Source organism: Nocardioides sp. CPCC 206348 (genome assembly GCF_048654705.1).
In the GTDB taxonomy this organism is placed as follows: Bacteria; Actinomycetota; Actinomycetes; order Propionibacteriales; family Nocardioidaceae; genus Nocardioides.
The window spans coordinates 716-11,053 of record NZ_JBMCZA010000239.1 but is presented as its reverse complement, the minus strand read 5'-3'; the positions used below and the strand labels follow the sequence as shown (position 1 = coordinate 11,053).

Genomic DNA, 10,338 nt, shown 5'->3' with positions numbered 1-10,338 from the left:
CGCGCAGCTCGGTCAGGTCCGGCTCGTCGAGCTTCCCGACCGCGAACGCCAGGACACCGAGTGCCCAGGCCGCGCTCGTGGACTCCGTCGTACCCCGGTCGCGGGCCAGCTCCCGGCCCAGGAGCCGGGTCGCCTGGGTGGTCTCGGCACCGTGCTCGACCTGGTCCATGAGGCGCGCGAAGGTGCCCAGGCGTACGGCGTCGACCAGCAGGTTGAGCTCGCCGCGCGTCGCCGCGTCCTCGGCGAGGAAGTCGTCCAGGGCGGCACGGAACGAGTCGGCGTCGTCCAGCACGCCGGGTCCGGCCTGTTCGACCAGACGAGCAAGTTCGTTATGCATCCCCACGTTCGGGAAGCATTCCAGCCATCGGCTCCACGCGGACCCGAACACCGATTTCCGGACGCTCCGGGTGCCGCTCGTCGCGCCGTACCGACCGTTCGTCGACAACCCGTTCCCACTCGGCGCGCACCCGGACCGCACCCCTGACGGTGTGACCGCGATCACTCCTAGCGTCGCAATGTCCGGTCGCGATCGCGGCCACTGCACCAGCCCAGGAGGTTTCGTCGTGACATCTGAAGTCGCCCCGCACGACCCGCACGAGGTGGCGTCACGCCACGATCCCGTGTACGACGAGTTGCACGCGTCGCCCGAGTTCGCCGAGCTGCGGCGCCGCTACCGGGCGTTCGTCTTCCCCGCCACGATCGCGTTCCTCGCGTGGTACCTGCTGTACGTCGTGCTCTCCAACTGGGGCGGCGACTTCATGACCCACAAGGTCATCGGCAACATCAACGTGGCCCTGGTCTTCGGCCTGTTGCAGTTCGTGACGACGTTCGGGCTCGCGTGGCTCTACAGCCGCTACTCCAACGCCAGGCTCGACCCGCTCGCCCGCGAGCTCGACGAGCGCTTCATCGCCCTGGCCGGCAAGTCGTCGCACGGAAGGACCCAGAACTGATGGACCACCAGGTACTCACCGCGGGGCTGTTCCTCAGCGTCGTCGCCCTGACCCTCTTCATCACCATCAAGGCCAGCCGCTCGAGCAGCGGCACCGAGGACTTCTACGCCGGCGGCCGCTCGTTCTCCCCCATCCAGAACGGCCTGGCCATCGGCGGCGACTACATGTCGGCCGCGTCCTTCCTCGGCATCTCCGGCGTCATCGCCCTCGCCGGGTACGACGGCTTCCTCTACTCGATCGGCTTCCTGGTCGCCTGGCTGGTGGCGTTGCTGCTGGTCGCCGAGATGCTCCGGAACTCCGGGCGCTTCACGATGGCCGACCAGCTGGCCTACCGGATGAAGCAGCGCCCCGTCCGCACCGCCGCAGCGACCTCCACGGTGGCCGTCTCGATCTTCTACCTGCTCGCGCAGATGGTCGGCGCCGGCAGCCTGGTCGTGCTGCTCCTCGGCATCGACAAGGAGAACACCCTCGCCGTCAGCTCCGTGATCGCCGGTGTCGGCGCGCTGATGATCGTCTACGTCACCGTCGGCGGCATGAAGGGCACCACCTGGGTGCAGATCGTCAAGGCGGTCCTGCTCATGGTCGGTTCGGCCGTCATCGTCGTACTCGTCCTTGCGAAGTTCGACTTCAACCTCTCCGAGCTGCTCGGCGCCGCACAGTCGAACTCCGGCAAGGCAGGCTTCCTGGAGCCGGGCCTGAAGTACGGCATCGACGCCACCCACAAGCTCGACTTCCTGAGCCTCGGCATCGCCCTGGTCCTCGGTACGGCAGGCCTGCCCCACATCCTGGTCCGCTTCTACACCGTCCCGACCTCGCGCGACGCCCGCAAGTCGGTGCTCTGGGCCATCGCCCTGATCGGCACGTTCTACCTGTTCACGCTGGTCCTGGGCTTCGGTGCCGCGGCACTGCTCAACACCGGTGTCGGCAGCGACGTCGCCAACAGCGGCGGCAACCTCGCCTCACCCCTGCTCGCTGAAGCGGTCGGCGGTGGTGCCGGCTCCACGGGCGGCGCGATCCTGCTGGCGGTGATCTCGGCAGTCGCCTTCGCCACGATCCTCGCGGTCGTCGCCGGACTGACGTTGACGTCGTCCACCTCGGTGGCGCACGACATCTACAACTCGGTGATCCGCAAGGGCAAGGCCACCGAGGCCGAGGAGATCCGGGTGACGCGGTACGCCGCTGCCGGTCTCGGCGTGATCGCGATCCTGCTGGCCATCCCGGCCCGCAACCTGAACATCGCGTTCCTCGTCGGACTGGCCTTCGCGGTGGCGGCCTCGGCCAACCTGCCGGCGATCGTCTACAACATGTTCTGGCGGCGCTTCAACACCCGCGGCGCCACGTGGAGCATCTACGGCGGCCTGATCTCCTGCATCACGCTCGTGATCTTCTCGCCGGTCGTCTCCGGCAAGGGCGTCGACGCAGCCGGCAAGAACCTGTCCCTGCTGCCCACCAGCATCGACATCTCGTGGTTCCCGCTGGAGAACCCGGGCCTGGTCTCGATCCCGCTCGGCTTCTTCTTCGGCTGGCTCGGATCGATCCTCGCCAAGGAGCCGGAGTCCGAGGAGCGGTTCACCGAGCTCGAGGTCCGCGCCCTCACCGGCGCGGGTGCCGAGCAGGCCGTCTCCCACTGACGCCGGTGGTCGAGGAGGTTGCACAGCAACCGTCCCGAGACCACGCAACCACGAAGCAACCCCTAGCGGGCACAGTTGGGGGTGCGGCAATGTGAGCCGCACCCCCAACGTGCCCCTGAACGTCGAAAGGCCCGGTAGTGACCGACCACGAAGAGACCCTCGCCAACCTGTCGCGGGAGGAGCGCCGGTTCGAGCCCCCGGCCGAGCTCGCTGCGAACGCGAACGTGAAGGCCGATGCGTACGACGCCGCGGCCGCCGACCGTGAGGCGTTCTGGGCCACCCAGGCCGACCGGCTGGACTGGGCCACGAAGTGGGACCAGGTCCTCGACTGGTCGAACGCCCCGTTCGCGAAGTGGTTCGTGGGCGGCAAGATCAACGCCGCCTACAACTGCGTGGACCGGCACGTCGACGCCGGGCGCGGGGACAAGGTCGCGATCCACTGGGTCGGCGAACCTCTCGATGACACGAGGGACATCACCTACGCCCAGCTCAAGGACGAGGTCTCGAAGGCCGCCAACGCGATCGAGGAGCTCGGCATCGAGGCCGGCGACCGGGTCGCGATCTACATGCCGATGATCCCCGAGGCGATCATCGCGATGCTGGCCTGTGCCCGCGTCGGCGCCCCGCACACGGTCGTGTTCGGCGGCTTCTCCGCCGAGGCACTGGCCTCACGCATCGAGGACTGCGGCGCCAAGCTCGTCATCACCGCCGACGGCGGCTACCGCCGCGGTGCCGCTGCTGCGCTGAAGCCGGCCGTCGACGAGGCACTGGTCAAGATCGACAACGACAACACGGCCATCGTCGAGAACGTCCTGGTGGTCCGTCGTACCGGACAGGAGGTGGAGTTCAACTCCGCGATCGACAACTGGTGGCACGAGGTCGTCGACGAGGCCTCCCCGATCCACGAACCGCAGGCGTTCGACGCCGAGCACCCGCTCTACGTGATGTACACGTCCGGCACCACCGGCAAGCCGAAGGGCATCCTGCACACGACCGGTGGCTACCTCACCGGGGCGTCGTACACGCACAACGCGGTGTTCGACCTCAAGCCCGACGACGTGTACTGGTGCACCGCCGACATCGGCTGGGTCACCGGGCACTCCTACATCGTCTACGGACCGCTCGCGAACGGTGTGACCCAGGTCGTCTACGAAGGCACCCCCGACGCCCCCGAGCGTGGGCGCTGGTGGCAGATCATCCAGGACTACAAGGTCACGCTCTTCTACACCGCTCCCACCGCGATCCGTTCCTTCATGAAGCAGGGCCGCGAGATCCCCGACAAGTTCGACATGTCGAGCCTTCGGATCCTCGGCTCGGTGGGTGAGTCGATCAACCCCGAGGCCTACATCTGGTACCGCAACGTCATCGGCGGCGACCGCACCCCCGTGGTCGACACCTGGTGGCAGACCGAGACCGGCGCGGTGATGATCTCCCCGCTCCCCGGTGTGACCGCCGGCAAGCCCGGCTCAGCCATGACCGCCATCCCCGGCATCGACGCCGACGTCGTCGACGACGAAGGCCATTCGGTCCCCAACGGTTCCGGTGGCTACCTCGTGATCACCTCACCGTGGCCCTCCATGCTGCGCACCATCTGGGGCGACGACCAGCGGTACGCCGACACCTACTGGTCCCGCTTCAAGCAGCAGGGCTTCTACTTCGCCGGCGACGGCGCCAAGAAGGACGACGACGGCGACATCTGGCTCCTGGGCCGCGTCGACGACGTCATGAACGTCTCGGGCCACCGCCTCTCCACGACCGAGATCGAGTCGGCCCTGGTGTCGCACCCCAAGGTCGCCGAGTCCGCCGTCGTCGGGGCCAACGACCCCGACACCGGCCAGGCCGTGGTCGCCTACGTCATCCTCCGCGAGGAGGCCGGTGACGGTGGACCGGACATCATCAAGGAGCTGTCCGACCACGTCCGCAAGGAGATCGGCCCGATCGCCAAGCCCCGGCAGATCATGATCGTCCCCGAGCTCCCCAAGACCCGCTCGGGCAAGATCATGCGCCGCCTGCTCCGCGACGTCGCCGAGGGCCGCACCGTCGGCGACACCCAGACCCTCGCCGACGCCTCGATCATGGACCTGATCTCGGCCGGGCAGACGACGTCGACGGAGGACTGAGCGCCTGCAGGAATCCCCGGGCGCCCGGGGATTCCTGCGCCGGATGGGGGTTGCAACCCCCGTCCGGCGCAGGAACTGCCCATCCCGTGTGACGGATGGTGCACGGGGTGCTCGCCACGGCGTCCGTACGCTCGAAGCATGACCACGGCCCTCCCCGGCGTCGCCTCGCTCCAGGCACGCTTCGCGACCGAGCTGCCCGAGCTCGCCGAGCCCTGGCAGGCCGCGGCCACGCCGGCACCCCGGCTGCTGGTCCTCAACGAACCCCTCGCCGCCGAGCTCGGCCTCGACGTCGAGCGGCTGCGCAGCGCCGAGGGCCTCGGTCTCCTGACCGGGACCGAGCTGCCCGCCGGGAGCGCGCCGGTGGCGCAGGCCTACGCCGGTCACCAGTTCGGCGGCTTCACGAAGCTGGGCGACGGACGGGCACTGCTGCTCGGGGAGGTGATCGACGCTGACGGCAACCTGCGCGACATCCACCTCAAGGGATCGGGACGCACGCCCCACGCACGCGGCGGCGACGGCCTGGCGGCGGTCGGCCCGATGCTGCGCGAGTACGTCGTCAGCGAGGCCATGCACGCCCTCGGCATCCCGACCACCCGGTCGCTGGCCGTGGTCGCCACGGGACGCGACGTCCATCGCGAGACCGTTCTGCCGGGCGCCGTACTGACCCGGGTGGCGAGCAGCCACCTGCGGGTGGGTTCCTTCCAGTACGCGCAGGGGATCCGCGACGACGACCTCCTGCGCCGGCTGGCCGACCACGCCATCGCGCGCCACTACCCGGAGCTCGCAGCCGATCCTGAGCCGTACCTCTCCTTCTACCGGGCCGTCGTCGCAGCCCAGGCCTCGCTCATCGCGCGCTGGATGCTGGTCGGGTTCGTGCACGGCGTGATGAACACCGACAACATGACGATCTCGGGCGAGACCATCGACTACGGCCCGTGCGCATTCCTGGACGTGTTCGAGCCCAACACCGTGTTCAGCTCGATCGACAGCGGCGGGCGGTACGCCTACGTGAACCAGCCGGGCGCGGCCGAGTGGAACCTCGCCCGTTTCGCCGAGGCCCTGCTCCCCCTGTTCGCCGACGACCGGGACCGCGCCGTCGAGATCGCGAGCGAGGCGCTCGCGTCCTTCCGCATGGAGTACGACGCCGCGTGGTCCGCCGGCATGCGCGCCAAGCTGGGCCTGGGTCCCGCCGTGGATGCGCAGGCCCTCGCGAGCGAGGTGCTCGACCTGCTCCGCGCGAGCCACGTCGACCACACGACGTTCTGGCGCCACCTGGCGACAGCGGCCCGCGGCGACGCCGAGCCGGTCCGCGGGCTCTTCCTCGACCTGCCGGCGATCGACGCGTGGCTCGCCCGGTGGCGCGCGCTCGGCCCCGACGCGGAGGCGATGGACCGGCTCAACCCGCTCTACATACCCCGCAACCACCTGGTCGAGGAGGCGCTCGCCGCCGCCACGGCGGGTGACCTCGAACCGCTGCACCAGCTGGTCGGGGCGGTGCGTTCACCGTTCGTCGAGCGCCCGGGGTTCGAGCGGTTCGCCGAGCCGGCGCCCGACGACTTCGGCCAGTACCAGACCTTCTGCGGAACCTGAGGAGCCTCGAACGTGCCCGTCCTGCATCCCGTCGACTGGTCGGCCCTGCCCGCACCCCTGCTCGACTTCTGGACCGAGTACCACCTCTGCACGCTCAGCACCCTCGACCGCACCGGCGCGCCCCACGCCGTACCCGTCGGGACCACGCTGGACCTCGAGAACCAGTGCGCCTGGGTGATCACCCGGCGCGGCTCGCAGAAGGTCGCCAACATCCGACGCGACCCGCGACTGTCCATCACCCAGGTCGACCGCGGCCGCTGGTCGAGCATTGTCGGCACCGGCGAGGTCCTCGAGGACGAGGCCTCGATCGCGCGCGCCTGTGAGCGGTACGCCGCCCGGTACCGCCCGCCGTCCCCGAGTGCCGAGCGGGTGGCCGTGCGGATCACCGTCGAGCGGTTCCTCGGTTCGGCGCAGGTGCTCTCCCCGATCTCTTGACAAGGATGGTGCGCCAGGCGCATTCTCCTAACTGTGTTAGGAACACCTAGTCGCAATAGGATTGCCGAACGACGTGAGGGAGTGCGTCGGGAGATCCTCGATGCCGCGTGGAGCCAGGCCAGGGACGTCGGGCTCGCCAACATCACGCTGCGCGACATCGCCCGTGAGGTCGGGATGCAGCCACCCTCGCTGTACTCGCACTTCGCCTCCAAGAACGCCATCTACGACGCCATGTACGCCGAGGCGTGGCTGGCCTACGAGGAGTCCGGCTCCGCGCTCGAGCCATTGCCCGAGCACCCCCGGGAGGCGTTGCAGAAGATCGCGCGGGTCTTCTTCGACTTCGCCGTCGCCGACCTGGCCCGCTACCAGCTGATGAACCAGCGCACGATCCCCGGCTTCGAGCCCAGCCCGGACTCGTACGCCCCCGCCGTCCGCGTCCTCGAGCACGGCCGGGCAATGGTCGGTTCGTGCGGCGTGTCCGACAGCGCCGACTTCGACATCATGGCGGCCCTGATCGGCGGCCTGATCGACCAGCAGTTGGCCAACGACCCCGGAGGGGACCGCTACTCGCGACTCCTCGAACGGGCCATCGACATGTGGGCGGACGCTGCCGGCGTCCCGAAGCAATCGCCTGCCGCCAGGAGGGCGGCCCGCAAGAGATGAGCACGACCATGAACCAGACCACGACCGCGCCGGGCATTCGACGCTCCGCCCTGGACCGCCGTACGGCGATGGCGCTCGCCGCCGAGGAGTACCGCCGCTTCGCCGACACCGTCGCCGCCCTCGACGCCGCCGACTGGAAGCGATCCACGGACTGCCCCGCCTGGGACGTGCGGCAGTTGACCAGCCACGTCGTCGGCATGGCCGCGATGGCGGCCGGGATCCGAGAAGGCGCCCGTCAGCGCAAGATCGCCGGCGCCGAGTCCTCCGCCCGCGGCATCGCCATGGTCGATGCCCTGACCGCCCTCCAGGTCCGCGAACGCGCCGACCACTCGCCGCAGCGTCTGGTCGACGACGCTCGCGCCCTCGGACCCCGGGCCGCCCGCGGTCGCCGGATGACGCCGTTCTTCCTGCGCCGGATGGCGATGCCCGACAAGCAGTCGGTGCAGGGTGTGGACGAGACCTGGGCGCTGGGCTACGTCATCGACGTGATCCTCACCCGCGACACCTGGATGCACCGGATCGACGTCGCCACCGCGACCGGTACCGCACCCGCACTGACCGCCGAGCACGACGGCAGGATCGTCGCGGACGTCGTCGACGAGTGGGCCGCCCGCCATGGTCGGCCGTACTGCCTGGACCTCAGCGGACCAGCCGGCGGCTCGTGGCGGTCGCCCGGCAACGGGCCGGTGATCGAGATGGACGCCGTCGAGTTCTGCCGGGTGCTGTCCGGCCGCGGTCAGGGCGAGGGGCTGCTCGCGACCGAGGTGCCCTTCTAGGACTGGTCGACGACCTCGGCCGGCTGCTCGGCGACCTCGGGTCGACGGGACGCCAGCAGGAGGACGACGACGCCGACGACCGCGGCAAGGACGGACGCCAGCAGGATCCCGACCTTCGCGTCGTCGGTCAGCGCGGCCGAGTCGGGGTACGACAGGCCTGCGATGAACAGCGACACCGTGAAGCCGATGCCGGCGACGGCACCGACACCGATCACCTGGCCCCAGTTGGTGTCGTCGGGCATCCGTGCGACGCCCAGGCGGATCGCGATGAAGCAGGCGAGCGCGATGCCGAGCGGCTTGCCGAGCACGAGTCCCGCACCGATGCCCAGGGCGACGGTCGAGGACAGCGCATCACCGAACGCCCCATCCCCCAGCGCCACGCCGGCGTTGGCGAGCGCGAACACCGGCAGGACGACGTACGACGACACGGGGTGCAGGCGCGACTGGAGACGTTCGGCGATGGGCACCGACTCGGCGAGCAGGAACCGCATCCGGTGCAGCTCCTCGGCGTCGAGGTCGTTGTCCTGGAGGGCGCCCGTCGCGAACTCCTTCGCGACCTCGGGGCGGAGCAGGGCGACGGCCGGTGTCATCAGGCCGATCGCGACGCCGGCGAGCGTGGCGTGGACTCCCGACTCGAGAACGGCGAACCAGATGACGAGGCCGAGGACCCAGTAGACCGGGATCGCCCAGACGCGGGCGGCGCGCAGGACGGCCATCACCGCGAGCAGGCCGACGGCGATGCCGAGCCAGCCCCACGCGAGGTCGGCCGTGTAGAACACCGCGATCACGATGATCGCGCCGATGTCGTCCACGATCGCGAGGGTCAGCAGGAACAACCGGGCGGCCGACGGGATCCGGCGGCCGAGAACGCCGAGCACACCCACCGCGAACGCGATGTCGGTCGCCATCGGGATGCCCCAGCCGGCACCGGCCTCGCCGCCACCCGCGATCGCCACGAACAGCAGCGCCGGCACGGCCATGCCGCCGACGGCCGCGATGATCGGGAGCGCTGCGGTGCGGGGGTCGCGCAGGTCGCCGTGGACCAGCTCGTACTTGATCTCCAGGCCGACCACGAAGAAGAAGATCGTCATCAGGCCGTCGTTGACCCAGTGCTGCAGCGACTCCTCGATCCGCCAGCTGCCGACGTCGAGACCGATCGGGGTGTGCCAGAAGTGGTCGTACCCGGAGGCCCAGCCGGTGACCGGCAGGTTGACCCACAGGAGCGCGATCACGGTCGCGGTGAGCAACAGGATCGACCCGGCGGACTCGACGTGGAGGAACTCCCGGATCGGACGGGCGACGTACTTCGCCAACGGCTTCTCGCTGGCCGTCCAGACGGGGCCCTGGCGCCAGAGGTCGTCGGGCGAGCGGGGGGAATCGGGCACTGAGGCCTCCGGAGTCAGGTGGGCAGGGGAGATCGTCTGCCGACCAGACTTCCCGGCTCACCTGACGGGGAGTCTATCGATGTCGGTAAGGTCGGTCGCATGGCCATCGAACCGATCCGGGAAGAGCCCACCATCGGGCGCCTGATCAAGGACGCGCAGACCGACTTCTCCACGCTCATGCGCAAGGAGATCCAGCTCGCCAAGTCGGAGCTCAAGGTCAGCTTCACGGCCGGCGGGATGGGCGCCGTGTTCCTCGGCGCGGCGCTGTTCGTCCTGACCCTCGCCATCATCATGCTCTCGATCGCCATCGCGTTCCTGATCCACTGGAACGGCGACGGCCTGGACCTGCACTGGGCGTTCCTGATCGTCTTCGGGTTCTACCTGCTGGTCGCCGCGCTCCTGGTGCTGCTCGGCGTCCGGAGCTTCAAGAAGGTCAAGGCACCCGAGCGCGCCATCGAACAGGGTCGAGAGATCCCGCGGGCGCTCAAGGGACAGGCCTGATCCTCCGACCACCCGAGTCGACCTGAGAGGACCTGATGGCGCGGCAACCGGTCATCGCCGGTCGGGCTGAGCAACTGCTCGGCTCCGCCGTCGTGGCCACCGCGCCCGTGGCCGGCGGCGACATCTCGACCGCGGTCAAGGTGCGCCTCTCCAACGGCAGGACCGCCCTCTTCAAGACCCTCGGCACCGCGCCCCCGCACTTCTACGAGCGCGAGGCCGCCGGACTGCGCTGGCTGGCCGAGGCCACGCCCGACGGCGGCGTACCCACCCCCGAGGTGATGGCCGTC

10 protein-coding genes and 1 pseudogene are annotated in these 10,338 nt (G+C 69.7%); 9 read left to right on the top strand and 2 right to left on the bottom strand.

Annotation, left to right across the window (positions count from 1 at the left end; genetic code table 11):
• Window positions 1-343: hypothetical protein (locus ACOADB_RS27300; protein ID WP_378606516.1), on the bottom strand; the 343-nt coding region annotated here is incomplete at its 3' end.
• A gap of 220 nt (window positions 344-563) precedes the next feature.
• On the opposite strand from ACOADB_RS27300, the gene ACOADB_RS27295 reads away from it, so the two are divergent.
• From ACOADB_RS27295 to ACOADB_RS27265, 7 genes are all read left to right on the top strand, one after another.
• Entirely contained in the window at window positions 564-950 is a 387-nt protein-coding gene (locus ACOADB_RS27295; protein WP_378606513.1) for a DUF485 domain-containing protein, read from the top strand.
• On the top strand, window positions 950-2,581 hold the full coding sequence (locus ACOADB_RS27290; RefSeq protein WP_378606510.1) for a cation acetate symporter: 1,632 nt from the start codon (window positions 950-952) through the stop codon (window positions 2,579-2,581). The genes ACOADB_RS27295 and ACOADB_RS27290 overlap by 1 nt, the downstream gene beginning before the upstream one ends.
• 137 nt (window positions 2,582-2,718) lie before the next feature.
• The gene (gene acs / locus ACOADB_RS27285) at window positions 2,719-4,701 is read left to right on the top strand and encodes an acetate--CoA ligase (RefSeq protein ID WP_378606507.1); all 1,983 of its coding nucleotides are present in this window, start codon (window positions 2,719-2,721) and stop codon (window positions 4,699-4,701) included.
• 138 nt (window positions 4,702-4,839) lie between these two features.
• Window positions 4,840-6,291: a protein adenylyltransferase SelO gene (locus ACOADB_RS27280; RefSeq protein WP_378606504.1), complete on the top strand. Its 1,452-nt coding sequence runs from the start codon at window positions 4,840-4,842 to the stop codon at window positions 6,289-6,291.
• A 12-nt stretch (window positions 6,292-6,303) separates the two neighbouring features.
• Window positions 6,304-6,726 (top strand): pyridoxamine 5'-phosphate oxidase family protein, encoded by a 423-nt coding sequence (locus tag ACOADB_RS27275; RefSeq protein ID WP_378606501.1) that lies wholly within the window; start codon window positions 6,304-6,306, stop codon window positions 6,724-6,726.
• Window positions 6,727-6,807: 81 nt separating this feature from the next.
• Window positions 6,808-7,389 (top strand): TetR/AcrR family transcriptional regulator, encoded by a 582-nt coding sequence (locus ACOADB_RS27270; RefSeq protein WP_378606498.1) that lies wholly within the window; start codon window positions 6,808-6,810, stop codon window positions 7,387-7,389.
• An 8-nt stretch (window positions 7,390-7,397) separates the two neighbouring features.
• Window positions 7,398-8,165, top strand: coding sequence for a maleylpyruvate isomerase family mycothiol-dependent enzyme (locus ACOADB_RS27265; protein ID WP_378606495.1), 768 nt, complete (start codon window positions 7,398-7,400; stop codon window positions 8,163-8,165).
• Here ACOADB_RS27265 and nhaA read toward each other — a convergent pair.
• Complete coding sequence (nhaA, locus tag ACOADB_RS27260; protein ID WP_378606492.1) at window positions 8,162-9,550, bottom strand: Na+/H+ antiporter NhaA; 1,389 nt, start codon at window positions 9,548-9,550, stop codon at window positions 8,162-8,164. The genes ACOADB_RS27265 and nhaA overlap by 4 nt on opposite strands.
• Window positions 9,551-9,649: 99 nt before the next feature.
• On the opposite strand from nhaA, the gene ACOADB_RS27255 reads away from it, so the two are divergent.
• Window positions 9,650-10,051: a phage holin family protein gene (locus tag ACOADB_RS27255; RefSeq protein ID WP_378606489.1), complete on the top strand. Its 402-nt coding sequence runs from the start codon at window positions 9,650-9,652 to the stop codon at window positions 10,049-10,051.
• A gap of 35 nt (window positions 10,052-10,086) precedes the next feature.
• Window positions 10,087-10,338 (top strand): annotated as a pseudogene (locus ACOADB_RS27250) (fructosamine kinase); the annotation flags it as partial.